17 protein-coding genes are annotated in these 23,307 nt (G+C 71.0%); 11 read left to right on the top strand and 6 right to left on the bottom strand.

Annotation, left to right across the window (positions count from 1 at the left end):
* Positions 1 to 70: 70 nt before the first annotated feature.
* Positions 71 to 1,528, bottom strand: a complete 1,458-nt coding sequence (locus AB0C46_RS24325; RefSeq protein ID WP_362830219.1) for a cytosine permease — start codon at positions 1,526 to 1,528, stop codon at positions 71 to 73.
* Between the two features lie 265 nt (positions 1,529 to 1,793).
* Here AB0C46_RS24325 and ureA point away from each other — a divergent pair, with 265 nt between their 5' ends.
* The 7 genes from ureA to cimA all read left to right on the top strand — a co-directional run bounded on the left by ureA (position 1,794) and on the right by cimA (position 10,954).
* Entirely contained in the window at positions 1,794 to 2,498 is a 705-nt protein-coding gene (gene ureA, locus AB0C46_RS24320) for an urease subunit gamma (protein WP_362830218.1), read from the top strand.
* The gene (locus AB0C46_RS24315; protein ID WP_362830217.1) at positions 2,495 to 4,207 is read left to right on the top strand and encodes an urease subunit alpha; all 1,713 of its coding nucleotides are present in this window, start codon (positions 2,495 to 2,497) and stop codon (positions 4,205 to 4,207) included. The genes ureA and AB0C46_RS24315 overlap by 4 nt, the downstream gene beginning before the upstream one ends.
* A 165-nt stretch (positions 4,208 to 4,372) precedes the next feature.
* Complete coding sequence (locus tag AB0C46_RS24310) at positions 4,373 to 5,413, top strand: agmatine deiminase family protein (RefSeq protein ID WP_362830215.1); 1,041 nt, start codon at positions 4,373 to 4,375, stop codon at positions 5,411 to 5,413.
* A 36-nt stretch (positions 5,414 to 5,449) separates the two neighbouring features.
* Positions 5,450 to 6,070, top strand: coding sequence for a TetR/AcrR family transcriptional regulator (locus AB0C46_RS24305; RefSeq protein WP_362830214.1), 621 nt, complete (start codon positions 5,450 to 5,452; stop codon positions 6,068 to 6,070).
* Between the two features lie 117 nt (positions 6,071 to 6,187).
* On the top strand, positions 6,188 to 7,519 hold the full coding sequence (locus tag AB0C46_RS24300) for an MFS transporter (RefSeq protein ID WP_362830213.1): 1,332 nt from the start codon (positions 6,188 to 6,190) through the stop codon (positions 7,517 to 7,519).
* A 99-nt stretch (positions 7,520 to 7,618) separates the two neighbouring features.
* Complete coding sequence (locus AB0C46_RS24295; RefSeq protein ID WP_362830211.1) at positions 7,619 to 9,016, top strand: S28 family serine protease; 1,398 nt, start codon at positions 7,619 to 7,621, stop codon at positions 9,014 to 9,016.
* A gap of 285 nt (positions 9,017 to 9,301) precedes the next feature.
* Positions 9,302 to 10,954 (top strand): citramalate synthase, encoded by a 1,653-nt coding sequence (gene cimA, locus AB0C46_RS24290; RefSeq protein ID WP_362830210.1) that lies wholly within the window; start codon positions 9,302 to 9,304, stop codon positions 10,952 to 10,954.
* A gap of 90 nt (positions 10,955 to 11,044) precedes the next feature.
* Here cimA and AB0C46_RS24285 read toward each other — a convergent pair whose 3' ends face one another.
* The gene (locus tag AB0C46_RS24285; protein ID WP_362830208.1) at positions 11,045 to 11,680 is read right to left on the bottom strand and encodes a YceI family protein; all 636 of its coding nucleotides are present in this window, start codon (positions 11,678 to 11,680) and stop codon (positions 11,045 to 11,047) included.
* A gap of 243 nt (positions 11,681 to 11,923) precedes the next feature.
* Here AB0C46_RS24285 and AB0C46_RS24280 point away from each other — a divergent pair, with 243 nt between their 5' ends.
* From AB0C46_RS24280 to AB0C46_RS24265, 4 genes are all read left to right on the top strand, one after another.
* Complete coding sequence (locus AB0C46_RS24280) at positions 11,924 to 14,374, top strand: polysaccharide lyase 8 family protein (RefSeq protein ID WP_362830207.1); 2,451 nt, start codon at positions 11,924 to 11,926, stop codon at positions 14,372 to 14,374.
* A 216-nt stretch (positions 14,375 to 14,590) separates the two neighbouring features.
* A complete protein-coding gene (locus AB0C46_RS24275) occupies positions 14,591 to 16,174 on the top strand; it encodes an acyl-CoA carboxylase subunit beta (RefSeq protein WP_018087209.1) in 1,584 nt (527 codons plus the stop codon).
* 56 nt (positions 16,175 to 16,230) lie between these two features.
* A complete protein-coding gene (locus AB0C46_RS24270; RefSeq protein ID WP_362830205.1) occupies positions 16,231 to 16,437 on the top strand; it encodes an acyl-CoA carboxylase epsilon subunit in 207 nt (68 codons plus the stop codon).
* 1,074 nt (positions 16,438 to 17,511) lie between these two features.
* Positions 17,512 to 18,168, top strand: a complete 657-nt coding sequence (locus tag AB0C46_RS24265; RefSeq protein WP_362830204.1) for a DUF4360 domain-containing protein — start codon at positions 17,512 to 17,514, stop codon at positions 18,166 to 18,168.
* 132 nt (positions 18,169 to 18,300) lie between these two features.
* Here AB0C46_RS24265 and AB0C46_RS24260 read toward each other — a convergent pair whose 3' ends face one another.
* From AB0C46_RS24260 to AB0C46_RS24245, 4 genes are all read right to left on the bottom strand, one after another.
* A complete protein-coding gene (locus tag AB0C46_RS24260) occupies positions 18,301 to 18,879 on the bottom strand; it encodes an ATP/GTP-binding protein (protein WP_073447656.1) in 579 nt (192 codons plus the stop codon).
* Positions 18,860 to 19,396 (bottom strand): DUF742 domain-containing protein, encoded by a 537-nt coding sequence (locus AB0C46_RS24255; RefSeq protein WP_362830202.1) that lies wholly within the window; start codon positions 19,394 to 19,396, stop codon positions 18,860 to 18,862. The genes AB0C46_RS24260 and AB0C46_RS24255 overlap by 20 nt, the downstream gene beginning before the upstream one ends.
* Positions 19,397 to 19,534: 138 nt before the next feature.
* Positions 19,535 to 19,948, bottom strand: a complete 414-nt coding sequence (locus AB0C46_RS24250) for a roadblock/LC7 domain-containing protein (RefSeq protein WP_018087204.1) — start codon at positions 19,946 to 19,948, stop codon at positions 19,535 to 19,537.
* Positions 19,949 to 19,958: 10 nt separating this feature from the next.
* On the bottom strand, positions 19,959 to 22,892 hold the full coding sequence (locus AB0C46_RS24245; protein WP_362830200.1) for a nitrate- and nitrite sensing domain-containing protein: 2,934 nt from the start codon (positions 22,890 to 22,892) through the stop codon (positions 19,959 to 19,961).
* Positions 22,893 to 23,307 lie beyond the last annotated feature (415 nt).

Genomic DNA, 23,307 nt, shown 5'->3' with positions numbered 1-23,307 from the left:
GGGGCCGGCACCGCACCGCGCCCCCCCCCTCCCCCCGGGGGGGGGCGGCCTCGGTCCTGTCCGGGCCGGTTCAGCCGACCTCCGCGGCGGCTTCTGCGGCCGGGGCCGGGGGAGCGGGCGGTACGGTGCGCAGGCCCTGACCGCCCGGGCGCGGGTCCCGGGCGGTCAGGGCCAGATACGCGATGGCGCCCACGGCCGCCGCGAGCACGAAGCTGAGGTCGATGCCGCCGGTCAGCGGGAGCAGCGGCCCCTGGTAGAGCGGGGTGTCCACGCCCAGCAGGCCGAACACGGAGCCCAGCGCCCAGGCCAGCGTCGCCCGGACGTGCCAGCCCGCCCGGTACCAGTACACGCCGCCGCGCGTGCCGCGGTTGTAGACCTGAAGCGACTCCGGGTCGTAGGCGCCGCGGCAGCGGACGAAGCCGATCACGGTGATTACCGCCCAGGGCGTCCCCACGGCGGTCATCAGCAGCACGAACGAGGTCATCGCCTCCTGCGCCGCCCACAGGAAGTGGCCGGCGTAGACCAGCGTGGTCGCGAGCGCGGCGACGACATAGGTGGCCTGGGTGCGGGTCGCGCGCGGCAGGATCGCGTCCAGGTCGAGGCCCATGCTGTAGAGCATCAGACCGGAATTGCCGATGGAGCCGGCCGAGGCGTTGAGCAGCAGCAGCGCCAGGTACCAGAGCGGCGCGCCGGCCACCAGCGGGCCCGCGTAGTCCGCGCCCGCGCCGACCGCGAGCGCGGTGAACGTACCGAAGAGCTGCGGCACCAGCAGACCGACCACCAGGCCCAGACAGGTGGCGCCGAAGACCTTCCTGGAGCTGTGCCGCCGCGGGGAGATATAGCGGCTGTAGTCCCCGAGCAGCGTGATGAAGGCGATGGGGCCGCTCAGGCCCGCGGAGACGGCGGCCAGCAGCCAGGTCTGCCAGAAGCCGCCGAGCACGTACGCGCTGCCGGGCGGTGCGGCGGTGGTGAAGGTGTCGGCGTAGGCGACGACGCCGATGGCCAGCAGGACGGTCAGCCCGATGGCGAGCACCTTGCTCAGCCGCAGCAGGACCCGGTAGCCGTAGACCGCGCCGACGGCGGTGGCGCCCGCCAGCAGGGCGTAGACCAGGGCGTAGGTCGCGCCGCTCGACGGCAGCCCGGTCAGCCGGTGCAGACATCCCACCACCGCGTCGCCGCCCACCCACAGGGTCAGCGCCGTGTAGCCCAGCGACAGCAGCAGGCCGATGACCGAGCCGATCAGCCGGCCGCGCACGCCGAAGTGGGCACCGCTGCTGGTCGAGAGGTTGGTGGCGCTGCGCAGCGAGACCAGGGCGAGCGGCGCGGTCAGCAGGGTGCCGACGAGGGTGCCCGCCGCCAGGGAGGTCACCGAGGGCCAGAAGCCGAGGCCGAAGGAGACCGGGAGCCAGCCGAAGATCACCACGCCGAGGGCGAGGTTTGACCCGAGCAGGATCGCGATCAGGTCGCGAGGGCCGCTGGTGCGTTCCTCGTCCGGGATGGTGTCGACTCCGCGTTGTTCGATCGGCATGAGGGCTCCCCTGAGAGGCCGGACAACAGTGTGTGAACAGCGCTCCGTGCAGTGCTCGGAGCAGCGCTCCGTGCAGTGCTCCGGGCTGTGGACAGTGCTCGCCGGGCGCGGTGCCCGCTGCGAGATCATTTAGAGCGGTGCTCTATTCACCGCATATTTAGAGCAGCGCTCAATGTGACTCATGCCTATGTCAGCGGTCAATGCTTTCCCGTTGACGATTTTCATGGTTAGAGTGATGCTCAAATCGAGGTGGAGGTGTGACGGGATGCGGTTGACCCCGACGGAACGCGACCGGCTGCTGCTGTTCGGCGCGGCCGAGCTGGCGCGGACGCGCCGGGCCCGCGGACTGAAGCTGAATGTGCCCGAGGCGACCGCGTTGATCGCGGACACAGTCTGCGAGGCGGCGCGGGACGGGCGCCGCCTCGCTCAGGCCATCGAGGCGGCACGCGGTGTGCTCGGTCCGGACGATGTGCTGCCGGGCGTGGCCGAGGTGGTCACCGAGGTGCATGTGGAAGCCGTCTTTGACGACGGCTCCCGGCTCGCGGTGGTCAGCGACCCGATCGGCGCCCGCCCGTCGGCCGGGGGGAGCGAGGGGACCCCCGCGCCCGGCGCGGTACTCCCCGGCCCGGCCGGCCCCGAGCCCGCGCCCGCGGCCGTACTGACCGTGCGCAACACCGCGACGGTGCCCATCAGCGTCACCTCGCACTTCCACTTCTTCGAGGCCAACCCCCGGCTGGACTTCGACCGCGGCGCCGCGTACGGCATGCGGCTGTGCGTCCCGGCCGGCTCGTCGGTGCGGTTCGACCCCGGCGGCGCCTCGGAGGTCGGTCTGGTCCCGATCGGCGGCGACCGGATCGCGATCGGCTTCGCCGGTCTCGTCGACGGCCCGCTGGATGCGCCGGGCGCCAAGACGGAAGCGCTGCGGCGGGCCGCCGCCTGCGGCTACCTGGGAGCGGAGGAACAGGCATGACGGGCAGCATCGACCCCCACGAGTACGCGTCCGTGCACGGCCCGCGGGCCGGCGACCGGGTCGTCCTCGGCGACTCGGGCCTGGTCGTCCGGGTCGAGTCCGACGCCCAGAAGCCCGGTGACGAGTTCCTCGCCGGCTTCGGCAAGACCGCCCGCGACGGGCTCCACCTCAAGGCCGCCGCGGTCCGCGAGACCTGCGATGTGGTGATCAGCAACGTCCTGGTCATCGACGCGGTCCAGGGCATCCGCAAGCTGTCCATCGGTATCCGCGAGGGCCGCATCCACGCCATAGGGCGGGCCGGCAACCCCGACACCCTCGACGGTGTCGATGTCGTCGTCGGTACGGGGACGTCCATCGTCTCCGGTGAAGGCATGATCGCCACCGCGGGCGCCGTCGACACCCATGTCCATCTGCTCTCGCCGCGCGTCATGGAGGCCTCGCTGGCCTCCGGCGTGACCACCGTCATCGGCCAGGAATTCGGGCCGGTCTGGGGCGTCGGCGTCAACTCCCCCTGGGCGCTGGGGCACGCCTTCAGCGCCTTCGACGCCTGGCCGGTCAATATCGGCTTCCTCGGCCGGGGCTCCTCCTCGGGCGACGCCCCGCTGGTCGAGGCGCTCGCCGAGGGCGGCGCCTGCGGCTTCAAGGTGCACGAGGACATGGGCGCCCATGCCCGCGCCCTGGACACCGCACTGCGGGTCGCCGAGGACCACGACGTCCAGGTCGCGCTGCACAGCGACGGCCTCAACGAGTGCCTCTCCGTCGAGGACACCCTGCGCGTCCTGGACGGCCGGACCATCCACGCCTTCCACATCGAGGGCTGCGGCGGCGGCCATGTCCCCAACGTCCTCAAGATGGCCGGGGTCCCCCACGTCATCGGCTCCTCCACCAACCCCACCCTCCCCTTCGGGCGGGACGCGGTCGCCGAGCACTACGGCATGATCGTCTCGGTCCACGACCTGAAGACCGATCTGCCGGGTGACGCCGCCATGGCCCGCGACCGCATCCGGGCCGGCACGATGGGCGCCGAGGATGTGCTGCACGACCTCGGAGCGATCGGCATCACCTCCTCCGACGCCCAGGGCATGGGCCGCGCGGGCGAGACCGTACGCCGTACCTTCGCGATGGCGGGCAAGATGAAGGCGGAGCTCGGGCCCCTTCTTCCCCGAAACGGGGAGGCCGGCGACGGCGCCCATGACGACAACGCACGGGTGCTGCGCTACATCGCCAAGCTCACCATCAACCCCGCCATCGCCCACGGTCTCTCGCACGAGATCGGGTCGATCGAGGTCGGCAAGATGGCCGACGTCGTGCTGTGGAAGCCGCAGTACTTCGGTGCCAAACCGCAGCTGGTGCTGAAGTCCGGATTCCCCGCCTACGGCGTCACCGGCGACCCGAACGCCGCCACCGACACCTGCGAACCCCTGGTACTCGGCCCGCAGTTCGGGGCGTACGGCGCGACCCCCGCCGAGATCTCCGTCGCCTTCGTCGCGCGTGCCGCGGCCGAACAGGGCGGTGACGGTATGCCCACCCGCCGGCGGCGGGTCGCCGTCCGCGGCACCCGTGGCATCGGCCCCGGCAACCTCGTCCACAACTCCCGGGTGGGGCAGGTGCAGGTCGACGGGAGCAGCGGACTGGTCACCCTCGACGGCGATCCGATGCGCTCGGATCCGGCGGACACCGTGTCGCTGTCCCGGCTCTACTTCCTGTGACCACGGCACTTCCTGTGGCCGCGTCACTTCCTCTGACCACGTCACTTCCTGTGGCCGCGTCACTTCGTGCGACCGCGTCACTTCCTGTTACCACGCCTTGTGGCTGCCCCTCGTGAACCTCCCGCCTGTCACACGCACACCGCTCCAGACCCTGAGGACCCCCGCATGAGCACCCCTGTCGCCGACGGCTTCCGTATGCCCCCGGAGTGGGCCCGGCACGAGCGCACCTGGATGGCCTGGCCCGGCCCCAATTTCACCTTCGGCGAGGAGGGCGGCGAGACGCTGGCCGGGGCCCGCCGCGCCTGGGCGGCCGTCGCCCGTGCGGTCCGCCGGTTCGAGCCGGTCACCGTCGTCGCCGGAACCGGCCAGGCGGACGGCGCCCGCGCCCTGCTCAGTGCGGACATCGAGATCGTCGAGCGCCCGCTGAACGACGCCTGGATGCGCGACATCGGCCCCACCTTCCTCACCGACGGCGCCGGGCAACTCGCTGCCGCCGACTGGGTGTTCAACGGCTGGGGCGCCCAGGAATGGGCCCGCTGGGACCTCGACGAGAAGATCGCCGAGCAGGTCGGTGCGCTGGCCGGCGCCCGCCGCTACGCCACCCCCCTGGTCAACGAGGGCGGCGGCATCCACATCGACGGCGAGGGCACCGTCCTGCTCACCGAGACCGTCCAGCTCGACCCGGGCCGCAACCCCGGCCGTACACCGGAGGAGGTGGAGGCCGAGATCCACGCCCACCTCGGCACCACCAAGGCGATCTGGCTGCCGCGCGGCCTGGCCGCCGACTACGGGCAGTTCGGCACCCGCGGCCATGTCGACATCGTCGCCGCCTTCGCCCGCCCCGGCACCGTGCTCGTCCACACCCAGCCCGACCCGGACCACCCCGACCACGCGATCTGCCAGGAGATCGCCAAGCTGCTGCGCGGCTCCACCGACGCCAGGGGCCGGGAGCTGGAGGTCATCGAGGTGCCCGCGCCGACCGTCATCGAGGAGGACGGCGAGCTGGTCGACTACTCCTACATCAACCACTACCTCTGCAACGATGGCGTGGTGCTGTGCGGTTTCGACGACCCGCGCGACGAGGAGGCGGCCGCGATCTTCCGGCGGCTCTTCCCCGGCCGGACGGTGACCCTCGTGGACGCCCGTACGATCTTCGCAGCGGGTGGCGGTATCCACTGCATCACCCAGCAGCAGCCGAAGGCCTGATCCGCAGACCTGCCCCAGCCGACCCCGGAGGTCCCCGTGCCCGGTCCCGCGCGCCGTCCCCGGCGCCGGCTCAACCAGCCCCGCGAGCAGGTCCTGGCCGCGGCGATGACGACCATCGCCGCGGAGGGCCTGGACCGGCTGACCATGGCCGGACTGGGCCGCGAGGTCGGCATGAGCAGCGGCCACATTCTCTACTACTTCGGTACGAAGGACGAGTTGCTGCTGCAGACCCTCCAGTGGAGCGAGGAGCAGCTCGGCGCCGAGCGCCGGGCCGCCCTCTCCCGCCGTGTCCCGGCCCGCGAACGGCTGGACGCCCTGGTCGCCCTCTACCTCCCCGACGGCCACCGCGACCCGCGCTGGACGCTGTGGCTGGAGGTGTGGAACCGCTCCCAGAACGCCGACGACGAGACCCGCGAACGCCAGCTGGAACTGGAACTGGCCTGGCACCGCGACCTGGTGGCCCTGCTCGTCGAGGGCGTGTCGAAGGGCGAGTTCCGCCCCGTCGACGCCGAACGCTTCGCCACCCGCACCCGCGCCCTGCTCGACGGCTTCGGCTCCCAGCTCGTCGTCGGCCTCCTGGGCACGGACCGCGAGCAAGTCCTGGACCACGTACGGGAATTCCTGGACGAGGCGCTGTCCGCCGGCCCGCAGGGCTGACCGGGGGCGGTCGTGCGCCGCCTCCGCGCCCCCATGACCACAACGCACGCAAGTAGCTGCGATCGTTGCCGCCTGCGCTCTTGCCCGGGGCCTCCGGTTCCGAGACCGTAACCGGCTATGGGACGAGAGCAATGGAAGAAGATCTGGGTCGGCTCGGCCGGCAACATGGTCGAGTGGTTCGACTGGTTCGTTTACGCCAGCTTTGCAGTCTATTTTGCGGATTCGTTCTTCCCGAAGGGGAATGACACCGCGAACCTCATGAACACCATGGGGATCTTCGCCGTGGGCTTCTTCATGCGCCCGGTCGGCGGCTGGGTGCTGGGCCGGATCGGGGACCGCAAGGGCCGGAAGGCCGCGCTCACGCTGACCGTCACGCTGATGTCCGCCTCGGCGATCCTGATCGCCGTCGCACCCACCTACGCGGTGGCGGGCTACGGCGGGGTGGCCGTGCTGCTCGTCGCGCGGATGCTGCAGGGGCTTTCGGTCGGCGGGGAGTACGCGGCCAGCGCGACCTACCTCACCGAGGCCTCCGCGCCCGGCCACCGCGGCTTCGCCTCCAGCTTCCAGTACGTGTCGATGACCGCCGGGCAGCTGCTCGGCCTCGGTCTGCAGATCGTGCTGCAGCGCACCCTGTCCGAGGACGCGCTGCACAGCTGGGCCTGGCGGATCCCGTTCATCATCGGTGCGCTGGGCGCCGCGATCGTCTTCTATCTGCGCCGCAACATGCTGGAGACCGAGGTGTACGCCGAGGACGACAGCGCCAACGCCGACCCGGCGCGCGGCACCATCAAGGCGCTGCTGGCCCACAAGCGCGAGGCGTTCCTGGTCATCGCGCTCACCATGGGCGGCACGGTCGCGTACTACACGTACACGACGTACCTCACCAAGTACCTCTCGGGCAGCGCCGGTCTGGACAAGCCGACCGCCTCCCTGGTCAGCTTCTGCGCGCTCTTCATCTTCATGTGCATCCAGCCGCTGGCCGGCAAGCTCTCCGACCGGATCGGGCGGCGTCCGCTGCTGATCACCTTCGCGGTCGGCTCGACGTTCCTGACCGTGCCGATCATGACGCTGCTCCAGCACGCCGGCAGCTTCTGGCCGGCCCTCGGGCTCTCGCTGCTCGCCCTGGTCGTCGTCACCGGCTACACCTCGATCAACGCCTGTGTGAAGGCCGAGCTGTTCCCGACCGGCATCCGTGCGCTGGGTGTGGCCCTGCCGTACGCGATCGCCAACGCGCTGTTCGGCGGCACCGCGGAGTATGTCGCCCTGTGGTTCAAGGAGGGCGGCATCGAGTCCGGCTACTACTGGTACGTCGCCGGCTGCGCCGCCGTCTCGCTGATCGTCTACATCACGATGCGCGAGACCCGCACCATCGATCTGCACCGGGTCGGCAAGCCGGCGGACGGCGCGGAAGCCGGCCGGGCGCCGGTGGGGACACCCGTCGCCGACTGAGGGTTTGTCCCGGTCCGGAACGGCCTCCCCCGCCCGGGGGAGGCCGTTTGCCGTTCCCGGGGGATCCGCATCCGGCGCCGGACGGCTTGGCTGGACGGCATGACATACACGAAGCGTTTACTCCTGCCGCTGTTGCTGACGGGCCTGCTGACGTCGGGCGTCGTGGCGCCGTCCGTGGCGACCGCCCGGACCGGCGGGGCGCACCCGGCCGCGGCCCGCCCGGCCGCCGACGACATCCGCGCCAGGCTCGCGGCCGTGCCCGGTATGCGGGTGGTCAAGGAGAACCCGGCCCCCGCCGGCTACCGCGCCTTCGCGCTGACCTACCGCCAGCCCGTCGACCACCGGCACCCCGACCGGGGCACCTTCGCCCAGCGGCTGAACCTGCTGCACCGGTCCACCGCCCGGCCGATGGTCCTCCACACCAACGGCTATGACCTCAACTACCAGGGCCCCGGCTTCCGCGCCGAGCCGACCGAGATCCTCGACAGCAACCAGATCAGCACCGAACAGCGGTACTTCGGCACCTCCCGCCCCCGTCCCACCGACTGGACCAAGCTCGACATCCGGCAGGCCGCGAGCGACCACCACCGGCTGATCCAGGCGCTCAAGCCGCTCTACCGCGCACGGTGGATCTCCACCGGCAGCAGCAAGGGCGGTATGGCCACCGTCTACCACCGGCGCTTCTACCCGCACGACGTGGCCGGCTCGGTGGCGTACTCGGCCCCGAACAACACCGACGACCGGGACGACACCGCCGTGGACCGCTTCCTGGCGCAGCGGGGCAGCCCCGCCTGCCGGGCCGCACTCACCGCCGTGCAGCGCGCGCTGCTGGGCCCCCGGCGAGCGGAGATGGCGGACCGCCTCGCCCGCTGGGCCGCCCGCGGGGGCGACACCTTCCGCACCATCGGAAGCGCCGACCGCGTCCTGGAGCTCACCGTGCTCCAACTGCCCATGCTCTTCTGGATGCGGGCGGGTGAGACGGGCTGCGACCGTATCCCCCGGCCCTCCGCCGACAGCGACGCGCTGTACCTCTGGTTCAACGGCACGGTCGGCCTCCCCGGCTACACCGACCGCCGTCTCTCGCCCGTCACCGCGTCCTTCTACCAGCTGGGCACCCAGCTCGGCTTCGTGGAACTCGCCGCCCCACAGCTGGCCGGCAAGCTGCGCTACCCCGGCATCCAGAGGATGCGGACCTATGTGCCGCGCAGTATTCCGCTGCGCTTCCAGCCGGGCGCGATGCCCGATATCGACCGCTGGGTCCGGCGTCACGGCAGCGAACTGAGCTTGGTGTACGGCCAGAACGACCCCGCGCGGGCCGAGCCGTTCCGTACCGGCGGCGGCAGCCGGGACGCGCACGTCTACCTGGCGCCGGACACCAGTCATGTCGTCAGCATCGCCGAGCTGGCGCCCCGGGACCGGGCGCGGGCCACCGCCGCGCTCCGTCACTGGGCGGGTGTGGACGGGCGGACCGCTCAGATGGAAGGCCCGCCCGTATAGTGAGACGTCCCGCTGGGCCGCCCGGGGGTGTGGCACACTGCGGACCGTGCTCTCGTTCGCCATGATTATTGGCAGCAGGCGCGCCGGTCCGCAGTGACCGCCCCGTACGAACCGAGTACGGCGTGGCCACCGTCGTCCCAGACCCGCGCGCAGACCTCTCGCACCCGCGAGAGGTTTTTTCGTTTCCGGCCCACATCTCACCGGAGGCGGAGCGCGAGGGATCATGGAGGGACGGTGGAACCGGTTATTCCGGTAGACCGAGATCCCGACAGGAGCCAGACCAGCATGACGGACGCACCCGAGCCCTCCCCGCTGCCCACCCCTCGTCCCGCCGACGCGGTGTCCGACGACTTCCATGTCTTCGACACCACGCTCCGCGACGGTGCACAGCGCGAGGGCATCAACCTCACCGTCGCCGACAAGCTGACCATCGCCCGGCACCTCGAAGAATTCGGGGTCGGCTTCATCGAGGGGGGCTGGCCCGGCGCCAATCCGCGGGACACCGAGTTCTTCCAGCGGGCCCGCGAGGAGATCGACTTCCGGCACGCCCAGCTGGTCGCGTTCGGCGCCACCCGCAAGGCCGGTGTCCGTGTCGAGGACGATCCGCAGGTCGCCGCGCTGCTGGAGTCCGGGGCGCCGGTCATCACGCTGGTCGCCAAGTCCCATGTCGGGCATGTGGAGCTGGCGCTGCGCACCACCCCCGAGGAGAACCTCGCGATGGTGCGGGACACCGTCCGGTACCTGCGCGACCAGGGCCGCCGGGTCTTCCTCGACTGTGAGCACTTCTTCGACGGCTACGCCCTGGACGCGGTCTACGCCAAGCAGGTCGTCCGCACCGCCAGCGAGGCCGGCGCCGATGTCGTGGTGCTCTGCGACACCAACGGCGGAATGCTCCCGGCGCAGGTCACCGCCGTCGTACGGACCGTCCTCGCGGACACCGGTGCGCGGCTGGGCATCCACGCCCAGGACGACACCGGCTGTGCCGTCGCCAACACCCTGGCCGCGGTGGACGCGGGCGCCACCCACGTCCAGTGCACCGCCAACGGCTACGGCGAGCGGGTCGGCAACTCCAACCTCTTCCCGGTCGTCGCCGCCCTGGAGCTCAAGTACGGGCGCCAGGTGCTGCCCGAGGGCAAGCTCGCCGAGACCACCCGGATCTCGCACGCCATCGCCGAGGTCGTCAACCTCACCCCCTCCACCCACCAGCCCTATGTCGGCGTCTCCGCCTTCGCCCACAAGGCCGGACTGCACGCCTCCGCCATCAAGGTCGACCCGGATCTCTACCAGCACATCGATCCGGCGCTGGTCGGCAACACCATGCGGATGCTGGTCTCCGACATGGCCGGCCGGGCGTCCATCGAGCTCAAGGGCAAGGAGCTGGGCATCGATCTGAGCGGCGACCGTGAGCTGGTCGGCCGCGTCGTCGAGCGGGTCAAGGAGCGTGAGCTGGCGGGCTACACGTACGAGGCCGCCGATGCGTCCTTCGAGCTGCTGCTGCGCGCGGAGCTCCAGCGGGCGGAGGGCGGCCGGGCGCGCAGTTACTTCACGGTGGAGTCCTGGCGGGCGATCGTCGAGGACCGCCCGGACGGTACGCACGCCAACGAGGCGACCGTGAAGCTGTGGGCCAAGGGGGAGCGGATCGTCGCCACCGCCGAGGGCAACGGCCCGGTCAACGCGCTGGACCGGGCGCTGCGGGTGGGGCTGGAGCGGATCTATCCGCAGCTGGCCCACATGGAGCTGGTGGACTACAAGGTCCGCATCCTGGAGGGCGCCCTGGGCACCGGCTCGATCACCCGGGTCCTGGTCTCCACCAGCGACGGCCGGAGCGAGTGGTCCACGGTCGGTGTCGCGGAGAACGTCATCGCCGCGTCCTGGCAGGCGCTGGACGACGCCTATGCGTACGGGCTGCTGCGGGCCGGGGTCGAGCCGCAGGAGTGACCGCCACGGCGACGGTGCGACCGCGGCCCCGTGCCGGCCCTCGGGGGAGAGGCCGGCGCGGGGCCGCGGTCGCAGGGCGGAGCGGCGGGCTCAGGCCTGCGGGGCCGCCTTGACGGCCGAGATGTCGAAGGTGAGCCGGACCTTGTCGCTGACCATCACCCCGCCGGTCTCCAGCGCGGCGTTCCAGGTCAGGCCCCAGTCGGAGCGCAGGATCTCGGCGCTGCCCTCGAAGCCGACCCGCTCGGCGCCGTAGACATCGGTGGCCGCGCCGTGGAACTTCAGGTCGATGGTGAGCGGCTTGGTGACACCCCGGAGGGTGAGGTCCCCGGTGATGCTGCAGCGGTCCCTGGACACGCTTTCGGCGGCAGTGCTGCGGAAGGTCATCAGCGGGAAGGACTCGGCGTCGAAGAAGTCGGCGCTGCGCAGATGGCCGTCGCGGTCCGCGATCCCGGTGTCGATGCCGGCGATCTCGACGTCGAGGGACGCGGTGGAGCGGGACGGGTCGGTGCCGTCGAGGTGGAGCGTGCCCTCGTACGCGCCGAAGGAGCCGCGGACGTTGGTGACCATGGCATGCCGGACGGTGAAGCCGATGCTGCTGTGTGCCGGGTCGATGGTGTAGTCGCCGGTCAGCGGCACGAGCACGGGATCCGGTTCGAGGACGGCAGCGGTGGCGGCGGGGGCGGTGTCGGCGGTGTTGGCGGTGCGCTTGCGGTGGAACAGAGCCATGGCTCCTCCTCAAAGACGGTGCACGGGGCGTGCGCGACATTTTGTTTAAGCTTCAACGAGATTTACGGTAGCCCTATCTGGTTCAACGTTCAACCTCTCTCGCCTCGGCCGGGCTCCGCCGGACGGGTGGCGGCCGGTGTTCCGGCGCGGTCATTGCCGCTCGCCGACGGCCCGTGCTAGACCATCGGGAACTCCCAAGTGCGCAGCGCCACCCCCCAGTTGACGCTCTGGAGAGGACCGACCGTGCCACCAGTCCCCGCCCTGCCCGTCTGGTCACGCAGAGGATTTCTCGCCGTCTCCACCGCAGGTGCGCTCGGCCTCGCGGCCGGCCCCGCGCACGCCGCCCCCGGGCCGGCCGCCCCCGCCGACGAGTTCACCGCCCTCCGCCGCCGCTGGTGCGAGCTCACCCTCGGCACCGGTTTCGACCCCACCGCCCCGCCCTACGCCGCCGCCCTCCAGGAGACCGGCGCCCTCGCGAGCACCTTCCAGGCGGGCATGCGCCCGGCCGCCGGCTCCCTCTGGCCCGACTGCCGCTACGACCCGCCGTCCGGCATCACCCAGAGCTACAGCCGGCTGCACACCATGGCCCAGGCCTACGCCCAGCCCGGCACCGGCCGTACCGGTGACCCCGGCCTCGCCGAGGCCCTCGTCACCGGCCTCGGCCACCTCGAAGCCACCGTCTACAACACCGCCACCACCCGCTACGGAAACTGGTGGGAGTGGCAGATCGGCAGCCCCAGACTCCTCCTCGACACCGTCGCGCTCCTCGACGAGCGGCTGCCCGACGGCGGCGGCCTCCCCGACGACCTGCGCACCCGCTGTCTGGCCGCCGTCGACCACTTCGTGCCCGACACCCTGCTCGGCGACTACACCGGGACCAGCACCGGCGCCAACCGCGTCGACCTGTGCCGGGTCGTCGCGCTGCGCGGCGTCCTCGGCCGCGCCCCCGACAAGATCGCCCTGGCCAGTGACGCCCTCTCACCGGTCTTCCCGTACGTCACCAAGGGCGACGGCCTCTACGCCGACGGCTCCTTCATCCAGCACACCTGGGTTGCCTACTCCGGCACCTACGGCTATGTCCTGCTGGACGGCCTCGGCCGGCTGTTCACCCTGCTCGGCGGCTCGTCCTGGGAGATCACCGACCCGGCCCGGCAGATCATCTTCGACAGCGTCGAGCGGGCCTACGCACCGCTGCTCCACAACGGCCTGATGATGGACAGCGTCAACGGCCGCGCCATCAGCCGCGGCTATCTCCGCAGCGACGAACGGCATGTCCTGCGCAGCGACCACTACCACGGCCATGCGCTGATCGCCGCCGTCGCGCTGCTCGCCCGGAGCGCGAGCAGCGCCGAGCGGGACCGCTGGCACGCCATGATCAAGGGCTGGATCGCCCGCGACCGTACGCTGCCGGTGCTCACCGACCGGCAGTACACCGTCGCCGACCTCGCCCGGCTCCACACGATCGCCGGGAGCTCCGGCGCCGCCGCCCCCGAACCCGTCGGCCACCGGCTGTTCCCCGCCATGGACCGCGCCGTGCACCGCCGCCCCGGCTGGGCCGCCGGTCTGGCCATGGCCTCCGACCGCATTGCGTACTACGAGAACGGCAACGGCGAGAACCCGCACGGCTGGCACACCGGCGCCGGCATGCTCTCCTGGTGGGGCGCGGATTTCGGGGGCGACCAGTACACAGACGCCTTCTGGCCCACCGTCGACCCCTACCGACTCCCCGGCACGACGGTGTCCACCAAGCGGCTGGCCGACAACGAAGGCGGTGGCTGGGGCGAGCCCAAGCCCGCCGCGCGCTGGGTCGGCGGGACCACCGACGGCGAATTCGCCACCATCGGCCAGGACCTGCGCGGTCTGGCCTCGACCCTCACCGCCAGGAAGTCCTGGTTCGCGCTGGCGGACTGCGTCGTCTGTCTGGGCGCCGGCATCACCGCCCGCGACGGGGTGCCCGCCGAGACCGTCGTCGACAACCGCTGCCTGGGCGAGTCCGGCACCGCGGTGCTCACCGTCGACGGCGTACCGCAGCCCGGCACGCCCGGCGCGACCCGCGCCTTCCACCGCGCCCACTGGGCCCACCTCGCCGGACACGGCGGCTGGGTCTTCCCCGGATCCCCCGGCGGCGCTCCCCTCAAGGTGCTGCGCGAGGCCCGCACCGGCTCCTGGCACGACATCAACAGCACCTCCTCCCCGCAGCCGTTCACCCGCCGCTATCTCACCCTCTGGCACGACCACGGCACCGACCCCACCGACGCCTGCTACGCCTACCTCCTCATGCCGGGCGCCACCCCCCGCACCCTCGCCGCCCGCGCCGCCGACCGGCGCTGGCTGACCGTGCTCGCCAACGACGCGGACCGGCAGGCGATCGCCGTCGACCCGCTCGGCGTAACGGCCGCCAACTTCTGGCGCCCGGGCAGCGCCGGGCCGCTCACCAGCAGCGGCCCGGCGAGCGTGCTGGTCCGGGAACGCCGGCGCGGGCGGCCGGCGGGCCGCGGCCGCACGGCCCGGCTGTGCCTCGCCGCCCCCGACCGTTCCGGCGATACGCTGGAGATCACCTGGTCACAGCCGGTGCGCGCGGTGCTCGCCCACGACCCGGCGATCGAGGTGCTGGCCACCGGACAGACCCTGCGGCTGCGCCTGACCCCCGGCACGAGCTGCGCCACCCACACCTGCACGGTGCGGTTGCGGTGACCGGAAACCGGCCCGTCCGACCAGCCGGTCACGACAACATCGCGCCGCCACGGTTTGTGGGGCCCATACAGACGTGGAACGGCTCCGCCACCCGAACGGACGCCGGGACGCAGGGCGCGGACAGCGTGGTTCTGTACTGCCTGCCCACCAAATCGCATGCGACGTTGTACGAAACCGACATCGGTGTGGGGCGCCTCGCCCACGTACCGTCGATACATGACCACTGTCGAAGATGTGCCCGCCGGCGCCAACGACGCCCGCGGGCGCGTCGCCGAACTGCACGCCATCCGTGAGCAGGTTCGGCGAGGCCCCAGCGAGCGTGCCACCGAAGCGCAGCGTGCCAAGGGCAAGCTGACGGCCCGCGAGCGGATCGAGCTGCTGCTGGACGAGGGTTCGTTCAACGAGGTCGAGCCGCTGCGGCGGCACCGGGCGACGGGTTTCGGCCTGGAGGCGAAGAAGCCCTACACCGATGGCGTGATCACCGGCTGGGGCACCGTGCACGGCCGGACCGTCTTCACCTACGCGCACGACTTCCGGATCTTCGGTGGTGCGCTGGGCGAGGCCCACGCCACCAAGATCCACAAGATCATGGACATGGCCATCCAGGCCGGTGCGCCGCTGGTGTCGCTGAACGACGGCGCCGGCGCCCGTATCCAGGAGGGCGTCTCCGCGCTCGCCGGCTACGGCGGCATCTTCCAGCGCAACACCAAGGCCTCGGGTGTCATCCCGCAGATCTCCGTCATGCTCGGCCCCTGCGCCGGCGGTGCCGCCTACTCCCCGGCCCTGACGGACTTCGTCTTCATGGTCCGCGAGACCTCGCAGATGTTCATCACCGGACCCGACGTGGTCCGCGCGGTGACCGGCGAGGAGATCACCCAGAACGGCCTGGGCGGTGCCGATGTGCACGCCGAGACCTCGGGGGTGGCGCACTTCGCGTACGACGACGAGGCCACCTGCCTGGAGGAGGTCCGCTACCTCCTCTCGCTGCTGCCGGCGAACAACCGGGAGAACCCGCCGACGGTGCCCTGCGAGGACCCCGCCGACCGTTCCGGTGACGCGCTGCTGGACCTGGTCCCCGCCGACGGCAACCGCCCGTACGACATGCGCAAGGTCATCGAGGAGATCGTCGACGACGGCGAGTACCTGGAGGTCCACGAGCGCTGGGCGACCAACATCATCTGCGCGCTGTCCCGGCTCGACGGCCGCGTGGTGGGCATCATCGCCAACCAGCCGCAGTCGCTGGCCGGTGTGCTGGACATCGAGGCGTCCGAGAAGTCCGCCCGCTTCGTCCAGATGTGCGACGCCTTCAACATCCCGATCGTCACCCTGCTCGACGTCCCCGGCTTCCTGCCCGGCGTCGACCAGGAGCACGGCGGCATCATCCGGCACGGCGCCAAGCTGCTCTACGCCTACTGCAACGCCACCGTCCCGCGGATCTCCCTCGTACTGCGCAAGGCCTACGGCGGCGCCTACATCGTCATGGACTCGCAGTCCATCGGTGCCGACCTGACGTACGCCTGGCCCACCAACGAGATCGCGGTGATGGGCGCCGAGGGCGCCGCCAACGTCATCTTCCGCAAGCAGATCGCCGAGGCGGACGACTCCGAGGCCATGCGGGTGCGCATGGTCAAGGAGTACAAGTCCGAGCTGATGCACCCCTATTACGCGGCCGAGCGCGGCCTGGTCGACGACGTCATCGACCCCGCCGAAACCCGCCACACCCTCATCCGCGCCCTGGAAATGCTGCGCACCAAGCATGCGGACCTGCCCGCCCGCAAGCACGGCAATCCGCCCCAGTAACCGCACCCCGCACCCGCACCAGGCACTACGCCCACCGCGACGACGGAGAAGACACCGTGAATTCTGCCCACCGCACCGATCCCATCCGCGTGGAGAAGGGCCAGGCCAGCGAGGAAGAGCTCGCCGCCCTGACCGCCGTCCTGCTGGCCCGCGCCGCCCACCAGCCGGCCGCCGCTCCCGCCCGCCCGCGCGCCACCGCCGCCCGCTGGCGCCGTCTGGAGCGCCAGAACGGCTTCCACGGAGCGACGAGCTGGCAGCGGTGACGCTTCGCTGATGCCGCCGACGAGGGGCCCCGCGTGGTGCGGGGTCCCTTTCGGGGTTTCTGGGGCGTGTTGTGTGTCTGCGGGTGTGTTGTGGCTGGGCGCGCAGTTCCCCGCGCCCCTTCGTGGCGCGGCCGATCCGTCACTTGCTTCTGGGGCGGTGCGGCGTGGTGGGGGTTGGGGTGTTGCGGGGTGGGTGGTTGCCGCGGGGGCTGGAGGGGACGCACCGGTACCCTCCCCCAGCCTTCGGCCGGGAGGTGCCCCCACGGCGCGGGCGACGCGGCTCCGTGCGATTGATTGCCCCGGCGTTCGCTCCAGTCCTGCGGGCGGGCACCGGTACATCCCCTCCAACCGTCCGGCGTTGCCGGCTGCCGCCCGGTGACACCGTCCGTCACGGCCCAGACGTGGCCGCGCCCAAGGATCGGCCAGACGTGGCCGCGCCCAAAGATCGGTGGCCTGGCCAGGTCCCTGCCAAGAGGTGCCGTACGGGCTTGTGACGGTGATTGGTACGGCGGGAGGGCCGCCCACGAACGGAGGTCGGAGGGGATGTCCGGTGAGCCGCCCGCAGGACCCGGAGCGAACAACGGGGCGAGGAACCTCAGGGATCCGCGTCGCCCGCGCCGAGGACGGGTTACCGGGCGTCCCCTCCGACCCGCCACCCACCGCCCGTAGGCGCACCGGCGCCAGCCCACGGCAACCCGCACCCGCACCCCAGCCCACGGCAACCCGCACCGCCCCCAGCCCACGGCAACCCGCACCGGCCCGAAGCCCACGGCAACCCGCGCCACCCCCAGCCCACGCCAACCCGGCACCAACCCCAGCCACCACCAACCCCAGCCACCACCAACCCGGTCAGGCACCACGCGCCCCAGCCACAACACCGCCGCCCGCAACGCGACATGACGCTTTCCGGACGTGGTGTTCCGGTTTGGTATGTCGCGTCCGGATCAAGGCGTAGGTTCGCCTCAACCCTGGGGAGCAGAGCTGTTCAAGCCGTGATCCCCATGCTGGCATGCGCTCGTCATCCATCTCCTGGTGTTCCCGCCCGCGGGCCTAGGACGACCGGAAGGAAAGCCCATGCTTAGCACGCTGAGTGCTGGTGCCGCAGTGGCATCGTTGCTCCTCACCGGATCGGCATCCCCCACCACCACGGCGCGGTTCGGCGACGATCCGCCGACCGGCAAGATCACCATAACCGTCGCCACGGTCAACGGTTCGGGCTGCAGACCCGGCAGCGCCGCGGTGGCCATCGCCCCCGACAACACCGCCTTCACCGTCACGTACAGCGAATATCTCGCCCAGGCGGGCAGCGGCAGCAAGCCCACCGACTCCCGCAAGAACTGCCAGATCGCGCTCAACGTCCACGTCCCACAGGGCTTCACCTACGCGATCGCCCGCGCCGACTACCGGGGCTACGCCTCCCTGGCCCCGGGCGCCAGGGGGCTGGAGACGGCCGGCTACTACTTCCAGGGCCAGCAGCAGACGGCCCGTAAGAGCCACTCCTTCTCCGGCCCCTACGACTCCAACTGGCAGACCTCGGACGAGACCGACATCGACGCGCTGGTGTACGCACCCTGCGGCGAGGAGCGCTACTTCAACATCAACACCGAGATGAGGGTGGACGCCAAGTCGGCGGACCCCAAGTCCACCAGCTACATGGCCATGGACTCCACCGACGGCAGCATCAACACCCTGTACCACTTCGCATGGAAGGAGTGCCCCGGCCGCCGCTGACGCCGGGACGCCGACGGGCCCGTACACCGGTGCGTACGGCCCCCACGGCACGACGAAGGCCCCCGCACCTGAACGGTGTGGGGGCCTTTCGTCATGGCGCGCGTGCGGGCACGGGGGCCCGGACGCATCCGGCTAGCGCAGCCGCGCCATCAGCGCATGCTCCACGAGCGTGATGAGCGCGCTCTTGGCCTCGCTGCGATGCCGCGCATCGGTCGTGATGATCGGCGCGTCCGGGCCGATCTGCAGCGCCTCACGCACCTCGTCGGGCGTGTAGGGCTGATGTCCGTCGAAGCCGTTGAGGGCGATGACGAACGGCAGTCCGCTGTTCTCGAAGTAGTCGACCGCGGGGAAGCAGTCGGCGAGACGGCGGGTGTCGACCAGCACCACCGCGCCGATCGCGCCACGGACCAGGTCGTCCCACATGAACCAGAAACGGTCCTGACCCGGTGTACCGAAGAGGTACAGGATCAGGTCCTGGTCCAGGGTGATCCGGCCGAAGTCCATCGCCACGGTCGTGGTCGTCTTGTCCGGCGCGTGCGTGAGGTCGTCGATGCCCGCCGAGGCGGAGGTCATCACGGCTTCGGTGCGCAGCGGGTTGATCTCTGAGACGGCCCCGACGAACGTGGTCTTGCCCACGCCGAAGCCGCCCGCCACCACGATTTTCGCGGAGGTGGTGGAGCGGGCTGCACCGCTAGAGCTTGCGAAGTCCACTGAGCACCCTTTCGAGCAGTGTCACATCTGGCTGTCCGCCGGCGGTCTCGTCCCCGCCGGGCTGATGGATGGCGACGAGTCCGGCCTCTGCCAGGTCGGCGACGAGGATCCGGGCGACGCCGAGGGGGATGGAGAGAAGCGCGGAGATCTCGGCTACTGACTTGATCTCGCGGCAGAGGTGGCAGATGCGCTGGTGCTCCGGCAGCTGGCCCTGCAGCTTGGAGGGGTCGGCGGTCGTGCTGACCAGCGCCTCGATGGCGAGCTGGTAGCGCGGCCGGGTCCGGCCTCCGGTCATGGCGTACGGGCGCACCAGCGGGTTGTTCGCGCCGGTGGGGGCGGGCTCGGACGCGCGCCGCTGCGGCTGCACCGGCTGGATGCGCGGTGCCCGTGGCTGGTCGTACACCGACGGCTCGTACGGCTGGGAGTCGTACGGCCGAGGCTGCTGCTGCGGGGGCCGCTGCGGCCGGGGGCTCGGCGCAGACGGGAAGTTGAAGCGGTTGTGATGGGTCTCGCCCACAGGCCCGGACTCCTGTCCGGAACCATACGGGTATCCGCTCGGGGGCGTTGCCACGTCTCCTCCTCCAACTTGCCTGTCTGACGCCGGTCGCGCCACCGAACCATAAGGCGCGGTGGCGGGAAACGCACTGCCTGTCTTTTAGTTGAGAAGACTTCCCTGCAGTTCGGCGCGCAGATCCGGCGTCAGTACCGTGCCCGCGCGGTCGACCAGCAGGGCCATCTCATAGCCGACCAGGCCGATGTCGCACTCGGGGTGCGCCAGTACGGCCAGCGACGATCCGTCGGAGACGGACATGATGAAGAGGAAACCACGCTCCATCTCCACCACGGTCTGGTTGACGCTCCCGCCCTCGAAGATGCGGGACGCGCCGGAGGTCAGCGACGTCAGCCCGGAGGCCACCGCCGCCAACTGATCGGCTCTGTCACGAGGGAAGCCCTCGGACATCGCGAGGAGGAGACCGTCCGCGGAGACCACGACCGTGTGGGACACCCCAGGGGTGTTGTCCACGAAGTTGGTGATCAACCAGTTCAGATTCTGCGCCGCCTGGCTCATCGGGCTCACACTAACGCTCCTGATCGTAGGTGCTGCCGGGGCCGTAGCCCTGTTGGTCATTCTGGGGGATCCCGGAGGGATCCGTGCCGACGCTGCGTCCCTGCTGGACACCACGGCGCAGGTTACTCAGCCTGCCGCGGACGTCCTCCGGGGCGCGGGAGACCTGGGGGCCGCCCTGCGGGGTCTGCTCCGCGGCACCTTCGACCAGGTTGGCCTTGGGCACCCGCCGGGGGAGGCCGGAGGAGGTGACTCCGCCCGCCTTCGGCTCGCGCAGCTGCTCCGCCCGCTCCCAGCGCTCGTCGTTGGAGCTGCGCCAGTCCGAGCCGTCCTGGCCGGTCTCCGGCGCGCTCCGCTGCTCTTGCACCTGCGGTGCTTGCTGGTCGCGGCCTCCGCGGCGCGGAAGGCCGGCGTCCGTCAGCGCGTGGGCGTCGCTCGGTGTGGGGCCCGGACGCTCGAATGGTACGCGCTCAGCGGCGCCAGTGGGAGCGGCAGTTGTATTCCGGTCAGATTCCGCTTCGGTCCCGAAGTAGCCCTCGAATGCGGGGTGTTCGGCCCATTCGTCCGGCTGTGCCGCCTCGTGGGAGACGTATGGCTGCTGGCCCGTGGTCTCCGCGAAGCTCGGCTCGCCGAACGCCTGGGTGCCGTGCGACCGGTCGTCGTAGAGCGGTTGATCGGCTTCCGCATATGCCTGGCCGGGGTAGTCCTGGTACGCGCCGCCGGACGACACCTCGTCACGGAAGAGCGGACGCTCGCCCTGCTGGTACTCGGCGGCCTGCTCACCGGACGCCTGGGCCTCCAGGGCGGCCCGGCGCTCCTCACGGAGCAGCGAGCGGCCCATCATGTCCAGGTCCCCGGAGTCCGGCCGGCCGTAGCGGCTGTCGTCGAAGCCCAGCTCGGCGGCGGTGCGCTGATGGTTCTCGTACGCCGTGTGCTGCTGCTGCTCCGGCACGATCCGGGACACCGTGAAGTCGTCCTCGAACTGCTCCTCGCCGCCACCGCCGTGGGTGATCGCCTCGGGCAGCATGACCAGGGACGTGGTGCCCGCCTGCTCGCCGGAGGGGCGCAGCTGCACCCGGATCCCGTGCCGGTCGGCCAGCCGGCCGACCACGAACAGGCCCATGCGCTGGGAGATCGCGGCATCCACGCTCGGCGGGTTCGCCAGCTTGTGGTTGATGTCCGCAAAGTCCTCGGGGGTGAGCCCGATGCCCTTGTCGTGGATCTCGATCATGACCCGGCCGTCGGGCAGCCGGGTCGCGGCCACCCGCACCTTGGTCTGCGGGGAGGAGAACGTGGTGGCGTTCTCCAGCAGCTCGGACAGCAGGTGCACGAGGTCGGTCACGGCGGTGCCGTGGATCTCGCTCTCGGGGACACCGGTGAGGTCTATTCGCTCGTAGGACTCGACCTCACTGATCGCCGCCCGCAGGACGTCGACCAGCGGCACCGGCTGGTTCCAGCGGCGGCCGGGCTCCTCGCCCGCGAGGATCAGGAGGTTCTCGCCGTTGCGCCGCATACGCGTGGCGAGGTGGTCGAGCCGGAAGAGGCTCTCCAGCTGGTCCGGGTCCGCCTCGTTGTTCTCCAGGTCGGTGATCAGCTCCAACTGGCGCTCGATCAGGCCCTGGTTGCGGCTGGAGAGGTTGGTGAAGATCGCGTTGACGTTGCCCCGCAGCAGCGCCTGCTCGGCGGCGAGCCGGACGGCCTCGCGGTGCACCTGGTCGAAGGCGCGGGCGACCTCGCCGATCTCGTCGGTGGTGGAGATCGGGATGGGCTGTACGCGGGTGTCGACCCGGCCCGGGTCGGTCCGCGAGAGCTGGTCGACCAGCATCGGCAGCCGCTGCTCGGCGATGCCGAAGGCGGCGGTGCGCAGCTGGCGCATGTTGCGGCTCATCCGGCGGGCCATCAGACCGGCCACGACGAACGCGATGATCAGCGCGGCCAGCACGATGCCGGAGTCGATGAAGGTCGACTGGCGGGCGTCGTCGGAGATCTGCGCCGCCTCGTTCACGGCCTTGTCCGCCAGGTCCTTCTCGATGGACCGGTACATGTCGAACTTGCCGGTCGCAGCCGCGAAGTAGGTGTCGGAGGTGATGCCGCGCAGGCTGAGCGACTCCGGCGCCGCGCCGGTGGCGATCAGGGTGCCCATCTGGTCGATCGACGGCGGGGTGCGGAACGGCCGGCCGGCGGCCTGGGCCTGCTCCTTGGCCCGCGCGATCTTCTGCTGCGCGGCCTGCTTGAGCGCCGCGGCGTCCGTCTTGAGACGCTCGACGTCCTCGGGCGTGCCGCCGGAGGTGTACTCGCCGATGGCGATGCCCTCCAGGTAGCGGTACGACGCGAAGGCGGTCAGCTGAAGCTTGTGCTCCTTGCCGCCCTGCGGGGACGCCGGGTCGACCAGGAGGTGGGCGCCGATGGAGCGCTCGAGCGACTCCGCCGCCTTGGCCAGCGCGACGGCGTAGACCGTGCGGCCGTAGGAGGTGATGTTGCCGGTGCCCAGGCCGAGTTCGTTGGCGAACTCCATCAGCGGGTGCTGGACCTCGACATAGCCCTCTTCGGTCTGCACACCGCGCAGCTTGGAGGTGTAGGCGGCCTGGCGCAGCTGCTGGAGCTTGGGCTCGACCTTCTCGAACGAGGCGAGACGGCGCTTGAGGCCCGGCTTGTCCGGCATGGACTTGGCGACCTGGTGGAACTTGTCGGCGGCGGCGTCGGTGGCGTCCCGCGCCCCCAGCACGGCCGGGTCGTCCTTCTTGCCTTTCAGCAGCGGCGCCGCGGTGCGGTCCCGCTCGTCGATCAGGGCATTGCTGTAGGAAAGCGCGGCGCGAACGAGCTTCGCGGTGTTCTCCGCGTCCTGGGCTTCCTGCCATGTGGCGAACGAGCTGTCCACCCGCAGACCGCCGAAGACCAGGGCCAACAGCACGGGGATGAGCAGAATGGCGTTCAGGCGGGTCGCCACGCGCCAGTTGCGCGGGGAGTACTTACCGCCACTGACCGGAGGCTTCGCGACCGTATTTTCGGGCGCGTCGGAAGCCGGTAGGCCACCTCTGGGTGGCGGGGTGAAGTTGCCCCGCCGCGGTTCCTGCGGCTCGGGGCTCGCCTTGCTTCGCCTCACTCGACCAACAACCTCTCGGCGCCGGCACTGTTTTGCTGTGCCGTTTCTTCTGGGCGTTCCTACTCCGGAGTTCAGCGAATTTCAGCACGTCAGGGCGGTGCGTTCCAAACACTGGGTAAAGGCGGAGCGGGCGCGAAAGGGCCTCAGATAAAAGGGGCGTTAAGGGCGAGCCGCGCCAAAATGCAGGAGAATTGTGAGCGCAGCGAAGCCGGGCATGCGCGCGGGGTGTCGAAAGCCTGCTGATTCACTGTCGAAACGT

It is taken from the genome of Streptomyces sp. NPDC048637 (assembly GCF_040650675.1).
In the GTDB taxonomy this organism is placed as follows: domain Bacteria; phylum Actinomycetota; class Actinomycetes; order Streptomycetales; family Streptomycetaceae; genus Streptomyces.
The sequence above is the reverse complement of the archived record's forward strand: the minus strand, read 5'-3'. Positions and strand labels throughout refer to the sequence as shown.

Coding starts and splice junctions, on each gene's coding strand:
- AB0C46_RS24275 (WP_018087209.1), top strand. CDS start 14,591: ATGACCACTGTCGAAGATGTGCCCGCCGGCGCCAACGACGCCCGCGGG.
- cimA (WP_362830210.1), top strand. CDS start 9,302: ATGACGGACGCACCCGAGCCCTCCCCGCTGCCCACCCCTCGTCCCGCC.
- AB0C46_RS24295 (WP_362830211.1), top strand. CDS start 7,619: ATGACATACACGAAGCGTTTACTCCTGCCGCTGTTGCTGACGGGCCTG.
- AB0C46_RS24250 (WP_018087204.1), bottom strand. CDS start 19,948: ATGAGCCAGGCGGCGCAGAATCTGAACTGGTTGATCACCAACTTCGTG.
- AB0C46_RS24310 (WP_362830215.1), top strand. CDS start 4,373: ATGAGCACCCCTGTCGCCGACGGCTTCCGTATGCCCCCGGAGTGGGCC.
- AB0C46_RS24315 (WP_362830217.1), top strand. CDS start 2,495: ATGACGGGCAGCATCGACCCCCACGAGTACGCGTCCGTGCACGGCCCG.
- AB0C46_RS24300 (WP_362830213.1), top strand. CDS start 6,188: ATGGGACGAGAGCAATGGAAGAAGATCTGGGTCGGCTCGGCCGGCAAC.
- AB0C46_RS24325 (WP_362830219.1), bottom strand. CDS start 1,528: ATGCCGATCGAACAACGCGGAGTCGACACCATCCCGGACGAGGAACGC.
- AB0C46_RS24265 (WP_362830204.1), top strand. CDS start 17,512: ATGCTTAGCACGCTGAGTGCTGGTGCCGCAGTGGCATCGTTGCTCCTC.
- AB0C46_RS24285 (WP_362830208.1), bottom strand. CDS start 11,680: ATGGCTCTGTTCCACCGCAAGCGCACCGCCAACACCGCCGACACCGCC.
- ureA (WP_362830218.1), top strand. CDS start 1,794: ATGCGGTTGACCCCGACGGAACGCGACCGGCTGCTGCTGTTCGGCGCG.